Origin of the sequence: Niastella populi (assembly GCF_002078015.1) — a bacterium.
Classification (GTDB): Bacteria; Bacteroidota; Bacteroidia; order Chitinophagales; family Chitinophagaceae; genus Niastella; species Niastella populi.
The window spans coordinates 50814-68500 of sequence record NZ_LWBP01000100.1 but is presented as its reverse complement, the minus strand read 5'-3'; the positions used below and the strand labels follow the sequence as shown (position 1 = coordinate 68500).

At 46.2% G+C, this 17687-nt stretch carries 13 protein-coding genes; 9 read left to right on the top strand and 4 right to left on the bottom strand.

Features of this window, described 5'->3' with window-relative positions; genetic code table 11:
• Position 1 precedes the first annotated feature (1 nt).
• Positions 2-532, bottom strand: a complete 531-nt coding sequence (locus A4R26_RS10305; protein ID WP_081163700.1) for an Xre family toxin-antitoxin system antitoxin — start codon at positions 530-532, stop codon at positions 2-4.
• A gap of 117 nt (positions 533-649) precedes the next feature.
• The gene (locus tag A4R26_RS10300; RefSeq protein ID WP_081163784.1) at positions 650-1681 is read right to left on the bottom strand and encodes a GntR family transcriptional regulator; all 1032 of its coding nucleotides are present in this window, start codon (positions 1679-1681) and stop codon (positions 650-652) included.
• A 180-nt stretch (positions 1682-1861) separates the two neighbouring features.
• On the opposite strand from A4R26_RS10300, the gene rhaT reads away from it, so the two are divergent.
• From rhaT to A4R26_RS10275, 5 genes are all read left to right on the top strand, one after another.
• Positions 1862-2953 (top strand): L-rhamnose/proton symporter RhaT, encoded by a 1092-nt coding sequence (gene rhaT, locus A4R26_RS10295; RefSeq protein ID WP_081163699.1) that lies wholly within the window; start codon positions 1862-1864, stop codon positions 2951-2953.
• 118 nt (positions 2954-3071) lie between these two features.
• Positions 3072-5195, top strand: coding sequence for a bifunctional aldolase/short-chain dehydrogenase (locus A4R26_RS10290; protein WP_081163698.1), 2124 nt, complete (start codon positions 3072-3074; stop codon positions 5193-5195).
• A gap of 170 nt (positions 5196-5365) precedes the next feature.
• Positions 5366-5680, top strand: coding sequence for an L-rhamnose mutarotase (gene rhaM, locus A4R26_RS10285; protein WP_081163697.1), 315 nt, complete (start codon positions 5366-5368; stop codon positions 5678-5680).
• A 171-nt stretch (positions 5681-5851) separates the two neighbouring features.
• The gene (locus A4R26_RS10280) at positions 5852-7126 is read left to right on the top strand and encodes a sugar isomerase (RefSeq protein ID WP_081163696.1); all 1275 of its coding nucleotides are present in this window, start codon (positions 5852-5854) and stop codon (positions 7124-7126) included.
• Positions 7127-7267: 141 nt separating this feature from the next.
• A complete protein-coding gene (locus tag A4R26_RS10275) occupies positions 7268-8659 on the top strand; it encodes an FGGY-family carbohydrate kinase (RefSeq protein WP_081163695.1) in 1392 nt (463 codons plus the stop codon).
• 80 nt (positions 8660-8739) lie between these two features.
• Here the strand turns inward: A4R26_RS10275 and A4R26_RS10270 are convergent, their stop codons facing one another.
• Positions 8740-9792: a TlpA disulfide reductase family protein gene (locus tag A4R26_RS10270; protein ID WP_081163694.1), complete on the bottom strand. Its 1053-nt coding sequence runs from the start codon at positions 9790-9792 to the stop codon at positions 8740-8742.
• Between the two features lie 277 nt (positions 9793-10069).
• On the opposite strand from A4R26_RS10270, the gene A4R26_RS10265 reads away from it, so the two are divergent.
• The 4 genes from A4R26_RS10265 to A4R26_RS10250 all read left to right on the top strand — a co-directional run bounded on the left by A4R26_RS10265 (position 10070) and on the right by A4R26_RS10250 (position 16948).
• On the top strand, positions 10070-11416 hold the full coding sequence (locus A4R26_RS10265; RefSeq protein WP_081163693.1) for a glycoside hydrolase family 88/105 protein: 1347 nt from the start codon (positions 10070-10072) through the stop codon (positions 11414-11416).
• Positions 11417-11578: 162 nt separating this feature from the next.
• Complete coding sequence (locus tag A4R26_RS10260) at positions 11579-12910, top strand: rhamnogalacturonan acetylesterase (protein ID WP_081163692.1); 1332 nt, start codon at positions 11579-11581, stop codon at positions 12908-12910.
• Between the two features lie 463 nt (positions 12911-13373).
• On the top strand, positions 13374-16166 hold the full coding sequence (locus A4R26_RS10255; protein ID WP_081163691.1) for a family 78 glycoside hydrolase catalytic domain: 2793 nt from the start codon (positions 13374-13376) through the stop codon (positions 16164-16166).
• 212 nt (positions 16167-16378) lie between these two features.
• Positions 16379-16948, top strand: coding sequence for a toxin-antitoxin system YwqK family antitoxin (locus A4R26_RS10250; RefSeq protein ID WP_133054617.1), 570 nt, complete (start codon positions 16379-16381; stop codon positions 16946-16948).
• Positions 16949-17000: 52 nt separating this feature from the next.
• On the opposite strand, the gene A4R26_RS10245 is transcribed toward A4R26_RS10250, so the two are convergent.
• Positions 17001-17666, bottom strand: a complete 666-nt coding sequence (locus tag A4R26_RS10245; protein ID WP_081163689.1) for a metal-dependent transcriptional regulator — start codon at positions 17664-17666, stop codon at positions 17001-17003.
• Between the last annotated feature and the right edge of the window lie 21 nt (positions 17667-17687).

The window sequence follows — 17687 nt, the reverse complement described above, 5'->3', positions numbered from 1 at the left end:
GTTAGTATACGCCGTATTCAATTCGGCTTAATTCTTTTTTCACCTCTTCAATGCCATATACTGTATCCAGTAGTTCGAGCGGCGTTTTGTTGCCCAGCGCCATACTTGGTTGTTTGATCCAGGTATTGAAGCGTTCCCTGCTTTCAAATACTTCGCGCCCATAGCTGATAAACTCAGCCAGTATCATAATGCGCTCGCTGGTAGGCTGATCGAATCTTTCATCGCCTTTCTTTTTAATAAGCGTGGTGCGCGAAACGGATAACAGCCCGCTTAAAGTATGATAATCAAAATCGGTTTCCGATTTAATGGCTTCCAGTTGATTCTTGGTAATGCCATTCTTTATGATGCCGATCTTATAGTGCGAGGTTAAAGCGCTAAAATTAAAGGGGCCTGCAGGGTTTTTATTTGTACGTGGTACCCGCGTGGTAGTTTCGGGCGTTGCTGTCTGTGGCGATTCGTGCGGGTTGACACCTTCAGGCATGTTATCTATACATACATGAGTATCTTCCTGGAGTTTCTTATTCCCAGTCATAAGGTTAATGGTTTTAACCAAAGCTAGGTAACTTTTTCCGCGTTTATGAACACCGTCAACAATATCTCGCCATTTTTTGATTTAAAGCAATTTCTTCCCCGCTCGTTAGTTTGTTCGTTATAGTGATGCACGCTGTGTAAGGTAAAAGGGGATCTCTATGTGCTCGGTGGATTGTTCAAGTATCAGTTGGGCGGTTTTTTCTCCCATCATCTGAAAATCGGTAGAGATGGTAGTGATGCCATTCAGGATGATCTTTTTAAGCGGTGTTTCATTGTACGAGATAACACCAACGTGTTTGCCTACTTTTAGTTTGGTAGCCAGTATTTTTTCTATCAGTATCACCAGGTCGTTTTCCATGAGGTTGATAAAAACCTCGCCTTCCTTGATGGGCTCATTGGCAATGTCGTGCACTACCTTATAATTAAAAGCATACTGCTGGCAGAACCGGTAAAATCCTTTCAGGATCTCAACGGGGTGATAGGTGTATTCGGGGAAAATGATCTTGATGGTATGGTATTTACTCAGCGGTTCAAGCGATTGCTCGAGGGCATCATAAATATCTTTTTCAAAATTTTCATAAACTGCCCCATATTTGCCTTCTACGCCGGGTACCAGTTTATCCATCAGGATAAGCTTTTCCTTAGGCAGGGTATTGATGATCTCAACGGCATTTTCACCACCGTCGAGGAAGTGCGGGATGATCACATAATGGCTGTAATCGTTCTTCTTATTATGAATAAGCCGTTTGAAGAACGCAAAGTCGTTATTATAAATATAAAAGTCAACGGAGGCCATTTCGCCGAGCGAGGCCACAAAGGCGTCGTATATTATTTTCTTGTGCGGGCTCAGTTTATTGAACAGCAGGAAGATCTTCAGGTGTTGTCCCACCTCGGTATTTTTTACAAAGTATCCCTTGCCGGGCACTGAACCAAGGATGCCGATCTTCTTCAGGTGTTTGTAACCTTTTTCGGCCGTATCCCTCGAGATCTCAAATTCAAAGCTCAGTTCGTTGATCGAAGGCAGCAGCTCGTCTTTCATGATCTTGCCCTCGCCAATTGCCTTTATGATGGAATTGGCAAGCTGCAAATACTTGGGGGTAGCTGAATAGTAATCGATAAATAAATGCTGAAATACGCTATCTTTTTTCATGTTGGCTTTGTAGTGGGTATGGCCGTTAATAATCCTTGCCAAAATTAGTTAAAGCGTTAAATATTAAGCAGGTTTAAATAAAAAAGACCATGATGGGGCATGACGGACTAATAATCGGTATCTTATACTTTCACCTTTTTAATCCGGCACAGGCTGGCCATATAGAAAAAATTGCTACAAATGAATGCTATTCTTGGAGTTATATTTCATTTTTTAGGAGGTTTCGCATCCGGAAGTTTTTATATACCCTATAAAAAAGTAAAAGGTTGGGCCTGGGAAAGTTACTGGATCGTGGGTGGCCTTTTTTCGTGGCTGATAGTGCCGCCATTGGCCGCCTGGCTTACCATCCCCAACTTTTCAGAAATAATCGGTCAGGCTGGTGGTGCCACATTAGGCTATACGTTTTTGTTTGGAGTGCTGTGGGGCATTGGCGGGTTAACTTACGGCCTTGGTGTTCGTTACCTGGGTGTGTCCCTGGGCAGCAGCATTATCCTTGGTCTTTGTATGGTATTCGGGTCCCTTATCCCCTCTATTTATTATGATGTGTTCCCTGCAAAGGGTAAAGATACATTCAGTATGCTGGCAGGCACCCCCTGGGGCCTTACCGTTTTATTGGGTTTGGTATTGTGTGTGGTGGGTATTGTCATTTGCGGTAAAGCCGGCACCCGTAAAGAAAAGGAACTGGCAAAAGGCGGAACCGACCCGCATGGCGCAGTAGTGAAAACAGAGTACCGGTTTGGTCTTGGTTTGGCGGTATCCATTATTTCAGGTGTGTTGAGCGCCTGTTTCAATTTTGGGCTCGAAGCCGGTAAGCCGATGGCCGATGTGGCTAACAATTTATGGAAGGCAGCCAATGCCGGCCAGGGCGAATTCCTTTACCAGAACAACGTTACCTATGTAGTGGTGTTATGGGGCGGTTTAACAACCAACTTTATCTGGTGTATGATCCTGAATGCCCGCAATAAAACATTTGGCGATTATACCAATAAGAAAACGCCGCTGTTGAGCAATTATGTGTTTGCCGCTCTGGCGGGTACAACCTGGTTTCTGCAGTTCTTCTTCTATGGTATGGGCGAAAGCAAACTGGGTAACGGCCCTAGCAGTTGGATCCTGCATATGGCCTTCATCATTTTAACGGCCAATGCATGGGGGTTGATCCTGAAAGAATGGGCAGGCGTAAGCAAGATAACGAAGACAACGGTTATTATAGGCATCATTACTATCATTTTGTCTGTACTGGTAGTAGGATATGGTAATTCGTTGCGTCCATAGCCCGGGCCGGGTAAAGAGGTGTGCCACACCTTTTTGCGTTGGCCGGGAGGTGTGGCACACCTAAAGAAATGTCACATCTTAAAGAATACATTTAAACGAATAAAATAAAGATCAGACTATGTCAGCAACAAGTGCAGTAAAGTTTAAACATGTAAGCTATTTGTGGGACGATGCCAAAGCGGCTGCCCTGCAAGGCGATGAAGTAGCATTGTTAATTTACCGGAGTAATCTGCTGGGCGCCGATCTGCGTCTTACAAATTACGGCGGTGGCAATACCTCATGTAAAGCCATTGCAAAAGATCCTTTAACCGGTAAAGAAACCGAAGTGATGTGGATCAAAGGTTCCGGAGGCGATCTGGGCACCATGAAGAAAAGCGGTCTCGCTGCTTTATATGTTGATCGTTTACGCAGCCTTAAAAATGTTTATCGTGGTATAGAGCATGAAGATGAGATGGTAGAACTGTTCAATCATTGTATTTTCGACCTCGCGTCAAAAGCGCCTTCTATCGATACACCCCTGCATGGTTTCCTTCCTTTCAAACACATCGATCACCTGCATCCCGATGCAGCCATTGCGATCGCCGCAGCGAAAGACGGGAAAAAAATAACACAGGAATTATTCAACGGTACCATAGGATGGGTTGAATGGCAGCGTCCGGGTTTCGACCTCGGGTTGAAGCTGGCCAAATGCCTTGAGGAAAACCCCGGCATCCGCGGCATCATGCTCGGCTCGCATGGTTTGTTCACCTGGGGCGATACGGCTTATGAAAGCTATATCAATACCCTTGAAGTGATAGAACGCTGCGCTGAGTACATCGAAGAAAAAGTAAGCAAACAAAAAGCTGTTTTCGGCGGCGCCAAAGTTACTTCGCTGCCAAAGGAACAACGTACTTCACAAGCTGCCGCACTGGCGCCTGTATTACGCGGTTTTTGTTCGAGCTACCAGAAAATGGTTGGCCATTTCACCGATGACGAAAGAGTGTTGAACTTCATCAATTCAAAAGATCTCGAAAAACTGGGGCCTATGGGTACCAGTTGTCCCGATCACTTCCTGCGTACAAAGATCAGTCCGCTGGTGTTGAACCTGGCGCCCGGCGAAGACCTGAGCGATGTAAGCAAAATTAAAGAGAAACTGACGCCACAGTTCGAAGCATACCGCGCCATGTATGCTGAGTACTACAATACCTGCAAACATCCTAACAGCCCGGCTATGCGCGACCCCAACCCGGTGGTGATCCTGTACCCCGGCGCAGGGATGTTCACTTTTTCGAAAGACAAACAAACCGCCCGTGTGGCCGCCGAGTTCTACATCAACGCCATTAACGTAATGCGTGGTGCAGAAGCCATCTCTGAATATACATCACTGCCCCGTCAGGAGGCTTTTAATATCGAATACTGGTTGCTCGAAGAAGCAAAGCTGCAGCGCATGCCAAAGCCAAAAGCTTTAAGTGGCCGCATTGCACTCGTAACCGGCAGCGCCGGTGGTATAGGGAAAGCTATAGCCAAAAAATTTGCCGACGAAGGCGCTTGTGTTATCATCAACGATAACGATGCAACCCGCCTCGAAGGTGCAAAAGAAGATTTCAGCAAACAATACGGTAAAGACGTATTTGCCGCCGTTGTGCTGGATGTTACCAAAGCCGGCGATATCAAAGGCGCTACAGATGCCGCCGCCCTGGCATTTGGTGGACTGGACATCGTTGTAAACTGCGCCGGTCTGTCAATTTCAAAACCCATCGAAGAGCATACCGAAAAAGACTGGGATATCCTGTACGATGTACTGGTAAAAGGCCAGTTCTTCGTTACCCAGGCCGGTGTTGAAGTAATGCGCAAACAGGCTATCGGCGGCGATGTTATAAACATCGTGAGCAAGAACGCCCTGATGAGCGGTCCCAACAACGCCGGTTACGGTTCTGCAAAAGCCGCCCAGTTACACCTGAGCCGCCTGAATGCCGCCGAACTGGGTAAAGACCATATTCGCGTAAACGTTGTTAACCCCGATGCGGTTATCAGCGACAGTAAAATATGGGAAGGTGCGTGGGCTGAAGGCCGCGCCAAAGCCTATGGCATTAAAGTAGAAGAATTGCCCGGTTACTATGCCAAACGCACTTTGCTCAATGAGATCATCTTACCTGAAGATATTGCCAATGCATGCTTTGCGGTAACGGGTGGTTTGCTGAATAAGTCAACCGGAAACGTTATTAACGTTGATGGGGGAGTAGCTACGGCGTTTGTAAGATAATACAATAGTTTGTGGTTTGTCGTTTGTGGTTGCTTCGCATTCGGTATGACCGATAGCATGCAGCTTCCCGCCATTCGAATTGTTTTAACCGCGGTGTGTAAGCTATTGTTGGCGAGGCTGCACCTGAATAACTATAAACTATAAACCATAAACTATAAACAAACATTGCCATGCCAAGAATAGGAATTAAAATGCAGCTTTTCAGGGGGCAGGAAGCCGAATACAAAAAACGTCATGACGCTTTATGGCCCGAATTAAAAGAGCTGTTGCATGCAACCGGCATCAGCGAATATTCGATCTTTTTGGATGAAACTACCAACAGCCTGTTCGGTGTATTGAATGTGACCGACCCGGCTGCCCTGGATAATTTACCCGCTCACCCCGTTATGCAAAAATGGTGGGCGTATATGAAAGATATAATGGAAAGCAATGCTGATAATTCACCTGTTTCAGTATCACTAAAGGAAGTTTTTTATTTGCCTTAAGCATTGAGGATGTAGAAAGCGATTTACGATTTCGGGATTTTGCGATTTCTTTTGAGCTCAGCCTCGCGACAAATCTCAAAATCCCTAAATCTCAAAATCAGAAATTCTTCGAAGTATCTTTGGTGCACATAAGAACCAGGTTATAAGCAATCATACCTAAAATAACGAGCCATGCAAATAGATAAGTATAAAATAGACGAGTTCAATAATAGCGTCCTTAAAGAACATAAACGCCGGTTCGATTTTGCCGCAGAAGGGGTGAACGGTTTAGACGGCATTCTCAAAAAATTAGTTGATTTCCAGATAGCCATTCCCAGTTGGGCATTAGGTACCGGCGGCACCCGTTTCGGTCGCTTTTCAGGTGGCGGCGAACCCCGCACCCTCGAAGAAAAGATAGAGGATGTTGGTTTGCTGCACTCGCTGAACAAAAGCGGCGGCGCCATTTCACTGCATATTCCCTGGGATATTCCAAAAGACGCAAAAGCGATAAAAGCGCTGGCAGCACAACACGGCCTGCGTTTTGACGCCGTAAACTCCAACACGTTCCAGGATCAGCCCGATCAAAAGCTGAGCTATAAATTCGGTTCCCTGCAGCATGTTGATAAAGCAACCCGCAAACAGGCCATCGATCATAATATTGACGTAATAAAACATGGGGTAGAACTGGGATCAGATTCCATCACCGTTTGGTTATCTGATGGCAGCTGCTTCCCCGGCCAGTTGAACTTCCGCAAGGCCTATCAACGCACGCTGGAAAGCCTCCAGGAAATCTATGCAGCGCTGCCAGAGAACTGGAAAATGTTCGTTGAGTACAAAGCCTTCGAACCGAACTTCTATTCGATGACCGTCGGCGACTGGGGACAATCACTCCTGTACGCCGGCAAACTGGGTCCCAAAGCGTATACACTGGTTGACCTTGGCCACCATTTGCCCAATGCCAACATTGAGCAGATCGTAGCCCTGCTGCTGGCCGAAGGCAAACTCGGTGGTTTCCATTTCAACGATTCAAAATATGGCGATGACGACCTCACCGTAGGCAGCATCAACCCATACCAGCTGTTCCTGATCTTCAACGAACTGGTTGAAGGGATGGATGCCCGTGGCATGCAACATGCTACCGACCTCGGTTGGATGATCGATGCATCGCACAACGTAAAAGACCCGCTCGAAGACCTGCTGCAATCGATAGAGGCCATCAAGATCGCTTATGCACAGGCGTTGCTCGTTGATTCAAAGGCATTACAGGCTGCACAGGAAGCCAGCGATGTGGCCAAAGCGCAGGAAATACTGCAGCAGGCTTACCGTACCGATGTACGTGCGCTGGTAGCAGAAGCCCGTTTACAGGCCGGTGCCGCTTTACAGCCTTTACAGTTATACCGTCAGCTTAAAGTGAGAGACAACCTGATCAAGGAACGTGGTCAGAAAACAGTGGCTACCGGATTATAATTAAGTTCCTGGTATTAATAATATGGTTGCCAGTTACCAGTTACCGGTTCCCGGGAGCCAGTAACTGGCAATTTATAGTATTCCCGGCATCTGGTAACCGGTACCCGGTAACTGAAATCAAGTGAGAGAAATAGCTTTCTAATGAGTAGAACTCCCGTCATAGCAATTTTCGATATTGGCAAGACCAATAAAAAATTATTCCTTTTTGATGAGCAGTACAATATCGTGCTGGAGAAAAGTGAGCAGTTTGCTGAAATAACCGATGAGGATGGAGATGCGTGTGAAAACCTTGCCGCCCTCACGCAATGGGTGCTTACCTGTTTGCACGATGTGTTTCATGACAATAAATACCAGGTGCGCGCGCTCAATTTCAGCACCTATGGCGCCAGTTTCGTTCATATAGACAAAGAAGGCAAAACGGTAGCTCCTTTATACAATTATCTGAAACCATATCCTGCCGCGCTGCAGGAAGGTTTTTATAAAAAATATGGCGGAGAGATCTCATTCTCCATTCACACCGCATCGCCGATACTGGGAAACCTCAATTCGGGCATGCAATTGTACCGGTTAAAACATCAGCACCCGGCGTTGTTTGAAAAAATTCATTACTCCCTGCATTTGCCCCAATACATGAGCTTCCTGGTAACAGGCCGTGCTTATTCCGATATTACCAGCATTGGCTGTCATACCGGCTTATGGAATTTTCCGCAGAACCATTACCACGAATGGATCTACCGCGAAGCCATCAATGAAAAGCTGGCGAATATTTTCCCATCAGATCAACTGATGCCATCGCAGTTTCAGGGAGAGGCACTGCTTACCGGGGTGGGACTGCATGATAGTTCTGCCGCCCTCATACCATACCTGTTCCACTTCACAGCGCCGTTTGTATTGTTGTCAACCGGTACCTGGTGTATAAGCCTGAACCCGTTCAACCAAACCAGGCTTACGTATGAAGAGCTGCAGCAGGATTGTTTGTGTTATATGGAATACCGCGGTAAACCCATCAAGGCTTCACGCCTGTTTGCCGGTTATGAGCATGAGCAGCAAACGAAACGCCTGGCCGCGCATTTTAACGTTGCACCTGATCATTACAAAAACGTGGCCTTTAATGCCGACCTGTTGCCAGGCGGGGCACAAACAGCCGGCATCGCTGCTAACAGCAGGGACGCCAGATCTGCCATGGTACAGGGATCGGCCTTTGGCACGCGCGATCTCAATAATTTTCCAACCTACGAAGCCGCTTACCACCAGTTTATGGCCGATTTAATGACGCAGCAGGTAGCATCGCTTAACCTGGTGCTGCATAACAGTCCGGTTAAAAAGATCTTCGTTGACGGCGGTTTCAGCCGCAATCCGTTATATATGAATTTGCTGGCGAATGCATTTCCGCAGCACGAAGTGTATGCCGCTTCCATGGCGCAGGCATCGGCCATGGGCGCCGCCCTGGCTGTGCATTCCTCCTGGAACAAAGCCAATCCATCATCTGATTTAATTGAATTGAAAGCGTATACGCTGGCCGAAAGCCGTTAGGTAGGCTGTTGGCAGGTTGATAAAGGTTATAAGTTGACAAGCGCTTTCCGGGTTGTCAACTTGCTGCCATGCCGGCTTCTTTATTTCAAATGATTTCCCGCTACCAGCTCTTCCAGCTCCGCCAGTTTTAAATCCCACTTAAAGATCTTCCCTTCTCTATCGAGCAGAATATGACAGGGAATGGCTTCAATGCCATAGTAGCTGATGATGGCGTCTTTTTTATCAAGCGCCTGCGGCCAGGGCAGGTCTTTATTGCTCATTGTATTGATCCATTTTGAAAAATCCCTGTCGGTAGAAATGCCTAAAATCTCGAGGTTGTTATTCCCGTATTTGGTATAGAACGCTTTGATGTCTGGTTGTTCCCTGATGCAGGGCGCACAATGACTGCCCCACAGAACGATATACAGATATTTGCCTTTGTACCGGTCGGTATTGACAGTATTGCTGTCCCTGTCGATAAGTGCAACATTTTTAAAGGCGTTGCCGATAACTATATGTTCCTGGTAATTTTTGTGTCTGGCAATCAGTTTTTCTGTTTGCGCTGTTTCATAACTGTTGGCAAGGGCAGGAGCCAGCAATTTGTACAGGGTTTCGAGTTTTTCAACGGGCAGGCTGTAGGCTTTACTTATAAGATATGGGCTTACTTTACTGCCCGGGTTATTTTGCACAACGGTCATCAGTTGCTGATAATATTGTTCGTTGACCGCTTTTTCATCGAGCCCCGATTTCGACAGTTTATCTAACCACGATTCAAAATTCCGTTTTAATTCTTCCGTGCGCGAACCCTTCACCTGGGTTATCTGGAATATATTGAAACTGTCATTGTTCCTTATCTCATTGGTGCAGGTGATTTCCATTTTGGGGCCCTCGAGGTATACGTCGGCTATAGGGGAAAAGCGGCCGAGAAAAAGCCTGCCAAGCACCGGGGCCTGCCGGTTAAGCTTAAAATAAAACCTGCCATCGGTAACCGGGGAGCTGATGCTGTCTTTCCGTTTATATTCGTCCTCGAAAAAAATATAGATTTTACTGTTATACGATCCTGAAATGGTGCCGGAGATCTCGATAGAATGATGCTGGGCCTGCAGTTTGAAGAATAACATGCATAGTGACAGGATAAAATAAGGTATTTTCATTGGCTCGTTTTAGGGGAAATGTGGGATTATTTTCATTTAAAAATAGGTAAATACAGAAAGCGGATCTTCTATAATTTTCTTAAAGTTCTTCAGGATAGCGCAGGATTGTAGAGTGTCTATTAGTTTGTAAGTTGTTCAGTTATTCAGTTAGTGAGTTCCTTAATTTCTCAGCGATTAGTAGCGAGTTTCTAACTGAATAACTGAATAACTGAATAACTGAATAACTGAATAACTGAATAACTGAATAACTGAATAACTGAATAACTCAGAACGCCATATGAAGAAAATAACCAACACGTTACTTTTATCACTGATTGCAACCTCAACTTTCTCCCAGGTTACCAAACCAGCCAACGACGTTACCGCGCCATTACACGCATTGCAGCCCGATTATCCCGTTCCATACAATGCCATGAGCGAAGGGGATATCAAAAAGGTACTTGATAAAGTATATACCTATCTCGACGCGGTTACCCCGCCGCAAATGATCAATAAACAAACCGGTCAGGAAATAACCGATGCCTCGAAGTTCGATACCGTATATGGAATAAAACCGGGCGATTTCCGGCTCACTGCTTACGAGTGGGGTGTAACCTATAGCGGAATGTTGCTGGCGGCGGAAACCAGTGGCGATACCCGTTACAGCGATTATGTAAAACAACGGTTGTCGTTTATTGCTAAATGGGTGCCAGCAATTAAAAAGAAGGTGGCCGAAGGATCATTGAAAGGCAATTATGTTTTCCGGCAGCCTGTTGAACCGCATGCGCTCGACGATGCCGGCGCGGTTTGCGCGGCGATGATCAAAGCAACCCGCAGCGGTTTGAATAATGACCTGCGTCCATTGATCGATAACTTCATCAATTATATCAGCACAAAAGAATTCCGTTTGCCCGATGGTACGCTGGCACGCAACCGTCCGCAGAAAAATACCATCTGGTTAGATGACCTGTATATGAGCGTTCCGGCCCTTGCCCAAATGGGTAAACTAACCGGCAGAACTGCTTATTACGACGATGCGGTAAAACAGATAAAACAGTTTTCGCAACGCATGTTCGATAAAGAAAAAGGATTGTACATGCATGGCTGGGTACAGGATATGGATCCGCATCCTATGTTTTACTGGGGCCGCGCCAATGGCTGGGCGCTTATGGCCATGGTAGAATTGCTGGATGTGTTACCGGAGAACCATGCCGGCCGGGCATTTGTGTTACAGCAGTTGCAGGCGCATGCAAAGGGGCTGGCAGCGCATCAGTCGGGCACCGGTTTCTGGCATCAGTTGCTGAACCGCACCGATAGCTACCTCGAAACCTCGGCTACCGCTATTTATGCCTATTGCCTTGCGCATGCCTGTAACAAAGGCTGGCTCGATGCAAAAGCATATGCACCGATGGCCATGCTGGCCTGGAATGCAGTAACAACAAAAATAAATGCCACAGGGCAGGTAGAAGGGGTTTGTGTGGGAACCGGGATGGCATTCGATCCGGCGTTCTATTATTATCGCCCGGTTAACGTTTATGCCGCCCATGGGTATGGACCGGTTTTGCTGGCAGGGGCCGAAATGTTGCGTCTTGTCAAAAACGATCCCTTTAAGATAAATGACAGTTCATTACAGTATTACAAATAATGAGTTATTCAGTTCATGAGTTATTGAGTTCTGAAATTTATGAACTCACAATAAATAACGAGTTTGAACAACTGAACAACTGAACAACTGAACAACTGAATAACTGAATAACTGAATAACTGAACAACTGACTGAATAACTGAACAACTAACAAGGTCGCCAATGAAATTACGCACTCTCACTGCTTTGTTAAGTATAGTCATATTCACAAGCCAGGCACAACAAACTTCGTGGAAATTCGACTTCGGTACCCAGGCAGTCGCCAAAGGTTATACGGTAGTTACACCCGCCACAAAATTCAGTTATGAAACCGGTTATGGTTTCGATTTTGGGGCCGACGTACAGGCAATTGACAGAGGTGGTAATGAACCATCCGGCGATTTTATTACCGGCAAAAAGCCTTTTTATTTTTCGGTAAAACTGCCCGATGGGAATTATGATGTAAAAATATTGCTGGGCGATCCCAAAGGTACCTCTGCAACAACCGTACGTGCCGAATGCCGGCGCCTGATGCTGGAAAATATTATTACCAGAAACGGCCTGCAGGTTACCAAATCCTTTACTGTACATGTGAAAGACAGTATGATCAGGGATGCGCAACAAAACACCATCAGCCGGGTGAAATTGAAACCGCGTGAAGCGGAATACCTGCATTGGGATAACCTGCTTACACTGGAGTTCAACGATTCATTACCTAAGGTTTGTGCGGTAGAAATAACGCCGAATATAAAAGCGCCCACCATTTTTTTAGCGGGTAACTCAACGGTGGTTGATCAAAGCCGTGAGCCCTGGGCCGCGTGGGGACAAATGATCCCGCGTTTTTTTCAGCCGGGCGTTGTAGCTGTTGCCAATTATGCCGAATCGGGCGAAACCATGAAGGCGTTTAAAGGCGAGCGCCGGTTGGAAAAAATATGGAGCCTCGCAAAACCCGGTGATTATTTGTTTATAGAATTTACGCATAATGATCAGAAGCCCGGCGGCAATCATCTCGATCCGTTCACGACCTATAAACAAACGATAAAAGAATGGATAGAAGAGGCCCGTAAAAAAGGCATGACGCCGGTGCTGGTAACCTCCATGCATCGCCGCAATTTCGATTCAACCGGTCATATCATCAATACACTGGCCGAATATCCTGAAGCCATGCGCCAGACCGCCGCCGAAGAGAAAGTGGCGTTGATCGATCTCAATACCATGAGCAAAGCATTATATGAAGCGTGGGGGCCGGAAAGATCGCTCAAAGCATTTGTGCATTACCCGGCCAATACATTTCCGGGGCAGGACAAAGCCCTGGCCGATAACACACATTTTAGTCCGTATGGCGCTTATCAACTGGCAAAATGTGTGGCCAGGGGCATTGTGAATACAGGGCTGCCGCTTGCATATGCATTGTACAGGAATATTTCCTTCGATCCGGGCAGACCCGATCCGGTGGAAAGATTCTATTGGCCGCAGAGCGGGTTTGTGGGAACGTTGAAACCGGATGGAAACTAGAAATGAAATACAGGATGTTGAACATCGGATATCCAATGTAAAATGTAGAAGTGGAATACAGGGAAATGAGAAACGAAAAATTAAGAATTAGGAATGAAAAAGAGAAAAGCGTAAATGTAGAATGTTGAAGGAATTGTATCTAATTCGTCGTTGGGCGTTCTGCGGTTCGATCTTCGATATTTTCCGCTTTGTTGCCTCGATGCCTTGTTGCCTCGATGCCTTGTTGCCTTTTTGCCCATTTGCCGTTTCCCGATTTTATTACTATTTTGGCCCGCCCGGTGTTGATGACAGTCGGCACTATCACATTCCTTTGATATTATTACTATGTCTGTATTCGTATTTTTACGTTTACTGTTTTTGTTACAATATAATAATGGATAACTATTGACGTTTTCCAACTGGATATTTTGTTCAGGAGATCAGTCCGTTAAAATAAAACCCGTTCAATATCTTATAAGGCAATATGAAAAAACGTACACTCATCGCCTCCTTCCTGGTACTGACTGGCATTGTTCCCGTTTTCGCACAAACACCACGACCCGTTGTGGTTAATCCCCGTGTTGAAAACTTAACCAATCCGGCCGGTATTGAAACAATGCAGCCGCGCTTAAGCTGGCAGATAACAAGCACGGGCCGTGCTGTTATGCAAACCAAATATCGCATCCTGGTAGCCGACGATCTGTCGAAGCTTAACCTCGCTACCGGTAATATTTGGGATACCAAGGAAGTGGCCAGCGAACAATCGCTTTGGATCCCTTATGCCGGAAAACCCCTGCAGGCCGGGCAAACCTATTACTGGAAAGTACAGGTTTGGGACAACCAGGGCCAAATGTCTGAATGGAGCAGCGACACCGCTAAATTTACAATTGGTTTAATGCAACCTGCCGACTGGAGCAATGCGCAGTGGATCGGTTATGATGAACTGGACGCAGCCAAACGTATTGTGCCCGGTATTCATGCGCCCGGCAGCAGCAAAGAGCATAAAAACACAGTAAGCGGAAATCACGTATTGCCTTTACTGCGGAAAAACTTCGCCATCAGCAAACCGGTTAAAAGAGCAACCGCCTTTATTACCGGTTTGGGTCAGTATGAACTGCATATCAATGGTACTAAGGTGGGCGATCAGTTTATGGCGCCCGGCTGGACCAACTACGATAAACGTGTTTTGTACAACGTGCTCGATGTTACCAGTCAGCTTACCAACGGCAACAACGCCATTGGCGTAATGCTGGGAAATGGTTTCTATAACGTTCCCAACGAGCGTTATCGCAAAACCCTGCTGGCATACGGCAATCCTAAAATGATCATGAAACTGTTGGTTGAATATACCGATGGTACTAAATCGGAAGTGATCACCGATAACAGCTGGAAAACGGCGCCCGGCCCCATTACCTTTTCGAGCATCTATGCCGGTGAAGAATACAACGCTACCCTTGAACAGGATGGCTGGGATAAAGCATCTTTCAACGACGGTGCCTGGAAAACGGCTGTTGTTGTGAAAGCGCCCGGCGGTAAACTGGTTGCCGAAACCGGTACACCCGTGAAAGTGATGGCTACCTTCGCTGCACAAAAAACCGAGAAGAACAGTGATACTACGGTACTTGTCGATTTTGGCCAGAACGCAAGCGGTATCATCAGAATAACCTTACGTGGTGAAAAAGGACAGGTGGTAAGAATATTCCCTGGCGAATTGCTGAACGAGGAAAAACGCGTTAACCAGAAAAACAGCGGCAAACCTTACCTCTACTCTTATACGCTGAAAGGTACCGGTGAGGAAGTATGGGAACCCCGCTTCTCTTATTATGGTTTCCGGTATGCTGAAGTTTCGAACGCCGCGCCCGATACCATTAAAGGGAAAAAACTAAAGGCGGTTATCACCGATATCAAAATGTTGCATACCCGCAATTCGGCACAACAAATAGGTAAGTTCGAAAGCAGGGAAGACCTGATGAACGAAACCTATGCGCTGATCGACTGGGCCATTCGCAGCAATATGCAAAGTGTTTTAACCGATTGTCCGCACCGCGAAAAACTGGGCTGGCTCGAGCAAACCTATCTGATGGGTGAGTCGATCCATTTCAACTACGATATTTACAGCCTTTACAAAAAGATAGTGGCCGATATGATGGCCGATCAAACGGCTAATGGCCTGGTGCCTACTATCGCTCCGGAATATGTTTTATTCGATGAATTGTTCCGCGACTCACCGGAGTGGGGTAGCGCTGCCGTAATTCTCCCCTGGCTCATGTACCAGTGGTATGGCGACAAAACCATTATGCAGGACGCATGGCCGATGATGACGAAATATGTTAGCTACCTGAAGTCAAAAGCCAACGGACATATTCTGTCGCATGGCCTGGGCGACTGGTACGATCTGGGACCTAACCCGCCCGGCGTTGCTCAATTGACACCAAAAGAACTTACCGCCACAGCCATTTATTATTACGATCTCGACCTGTTATCGAAAATGGCGAAACTGATGGGCAAAACTGCTGAAGTAAGCCAGTACGCAACATGGGCTGCCGATGTAAAGAAAGCCTTCAACGCTAAGTTCTACGATGCAGCAACAAAAAAATATGCAACCGGCAGCCAGACCGCTATGGCAATGCCGCTGGCAGTGGGGCTGGTTGAAGAAGCCAACAAGGCAGGCGTGCTCGACCAGTTAAAAACCGATATCATTACCAACGAAAGCGCACTTACAGCCGGTGATATAGGTTTCCACTTCCTGGTTGATGGGTTAACGAAGAACGGGGCGGCCCAAATGGTATACGATATGAACAGCGACGACAAGGTGCCCGGTTATGGTTACCAACTGAAAAAAGGCGCAACGGCTTTGACCGAATCATGGCAGGCGCTGGATACAAAATCGAACAACCACCTGATGTTGGGTCACCTGATGCAATGGTTCTTCGATGGCGTAGGTGGGTTAAAACAGGAAGATTCTTCTGTAGCCTATAAGAACCTGATCCTGGCTCCGGAGCCGGTTCTGGGCCTCGATAAAGGAAACGTATCCTTCAATTCACCATACGGAAGGGTGTATTGTGAGTGGGACCACCAGTATTCATTCCGCGTATTTACCTTCCATATTCCGGTAAATACAACTGCAACGGTTTATCTGCCAACTCCGCCGAATAAAACCATTATGGAAAGCAATTCATTGCTTGCAATGCGCAGGGAGATAAAATCGCTGGGCTATCAGAATGGCCGGCAGGTATTTAAACTCGGTTCGGGTAAATATAAATTCATTATACGCTAAACGCCAAAACGCTTAAGGCTTAACGCGGAACGATAAACTCCGGATTTCAGGTTTTTCGAAATTTATCGGTCAGCACGAATTTCGGGGTTAGTGTTCAGCGTTCTGCAAAAAAAACATCCCGGCAAAGCCGGGATGTTTTTTTTTTACGTTTATTTCATATATACATAAAAGATGTGCAATATTTTCGCGTTATTGTTAATTGAACGTACGCCATGAAACCAGATAGATTGAAAATAACCACCAGAAGTTTGCTTTTACTGTTTACCCTTTTTCAAAGTTATGTGCACGGCCAGGCCCAGGAACTGCAGTATACCTGCCACAAAAAGTCTGTTTGTAAAGAGCGGCTCGTACAGGTAAAAAGGTTTTCATTATCCAATTCAGATACTACCTTCAGGTCGAATGACAATGGTATTTGTTACGTTACCAAACTGGGGACCTATTTTCTACTTTCCTCCGAAATAGATACAGGGGTTGAACCGCCAAAAGTTGAATTCAAATCCTTTGCCGATTACCGGGATACGGTTCAGTCATGGGCTATGTTTCCCGTGCTGATAACCGGGTATGGCGATGATCTGGAACCTGGTGACTGGTTGTATTGTGATAACCGGTGTGAAGGCAATAAAGCGGATTATTACAAGAACGGCCAAAAACGGGTAGAAGGAACTTTTAAAAAGGGAAAACCGGTAGGTCATGTAAAATGGTACGATATGAACGGTAAGGTAATAAACGTAGAGCAGTACGATAAAAACGGTAAAAAGATAAGGAGTGTACGGCTGAATTAATTTATTTTGTAATAATTTATTAGTACATGTTGATGGCCTTCGGCAACTACCCTCAGGCCGGCCTTACCAGCAGTTTGTCACACACCTTGTTGCTCAGCATTTCTGCTTTTCTGCCCCCATAACTTACGGTCATACTGTCGTCGAACGGCTCAATGGATCTTACCTTTATTTTGGAGCCAAGCGATAACTCGCGGCTGTTAAGGAATTTCAGCAGGTCATCTGAAGAATGGCTCACAGCCATAAACGTCACCGTATCACCCTCCCTGCAGTCGCTTAATTTAATATACCTGATATACTGTTCTGCTTCAATTTTCCCGGTTTTATCGGGAATGGGGGAGCCATGCGGGTCAACCTTGGGGAAGCCCAGCAGTTCATCCATTTTCTCAAAAAATGCGGGCGATTGTATATGTTCTATCTGCTCGGCAATGTCATGAACTTCTTCCCAGCCAAACCCCATTTTCTCAACCAGGTACATTTCGGTTAACCGGTGTTTCCTGATGATCAGGGCCGCCTGTTTTTTCCCCTTATCGGTGAGTTTGAGCGGTTTATAACTTTCATAAATAACCAGCCCTTTTTCGGCCAGCCTTTTCATCATGCTGTTCACAGTAGGCATTTTGATTTCGAGCTGTTTACTTAGCTCGTTCACACTGGCTTCCCCCTTATTGCTGATTATATTCCAAAGCGCTTTCAGGTAGTTTTCCTCTGTCTGTGAGATCATAAGGCAAATTAAATGAATTTA

What these genes read in the sequence shown, in the direction of transcription:
- A4R26_RS10255 (WP_081163691.1), top strand. Translation starts at nt 13,374, where the DNA reads ATGAAAAAACGTACACTCATCGCCTCCTTCCTGGTACTGACTGGCATT.
- rhaM (WP_081163697.1), top strand. Translation starts at nt 5,366, where the DNA reads ATGCCAAGAATAGGAATTAAAATGCAGCTTTTCAGGGGGCAGGAAGCC.
- A4R26_RS10290 (WP_081163698.1), top strand. Translation starts at nt 3,072, where the DNA reads ATGTCAGCAACAAGTGCAGTAAAGTTTAAACATGTAAGCTATTTGTGG.
- A4R26_RS10265 (WP_081163693.1), top strand. Translation starts at nt 10,070, where the DNA reads ATGAAGAAAATAACCAACACGTTACTTTTATCACTGATTGCAACCTCA.
- A4R26_RS10270 (WP_081163694.1), bottom strand. Translation starts at nt 9,792, where the DNA reads ATGAAAATACCTTATTTTATCCTGTCACTATGCATGTTATTCTTCAAA.
- rhaT (WP_081163699.1), top strand. Translation starts at nt 1,862, where the DNA reads ATGAATGCTATTCTTGGAGTTATATTTCATTTTTTAGGAGGTTTCGCA.
- A4R26_RS10260 (WP_081163692.1), top strand. Translation starts at nt 11,579, where the DNA reads ATGAAATTACGCACTCTCACTGCTTTGTTAAGTATAGTCATATTCACA.
- A4R26_RS10305 (WP_081163700.1), bottom strand. Translation starts at nt 532, where the DNA reads ATGACTGGGAATAAGAAACTCCAGGAAGATACTCATGTATGTATAGAT.
- A4R26_RS10300 (WP_081163784.1), bottom strand. Translation starts at nt 1,681, where the DNA reads ATGAAAAAAGATAGCGTATTTCAGCATTTATTTATCGATTACTATTCA.
- A4R26_RS10280 (WP_081163696.1), top strand. Translation starts at nt 5,852, where the DNA reads ATGCAAATAGATAAGTATAAAATAGACGAGTTCAATAATAGCGTCCTT.
- A4R26_RS10250 (WP_133054617.1), top strand. Translation starts at nt 16,379, where the DNA reads ATGAAACCAGATAGATTGAAAATAACCACCAGAAGTTTGCTTTTACTG.
- A4R26_RS10245 (WP_081163689.1), bottom strand. Translation starts at nt 17,666, where the DNA reads ATGATCTCACAGACAGAGGAAAACTACCTGAAAGCGCTTTGGAATATA.
- A4R26_RS10275 (WP_081163695.1), top strand. Translation starts at nt 7,268, where the DNA reads ATGAGTAGAACTCCCGTCATAGCAATTTTCGATATTGGCAAGACCAAT.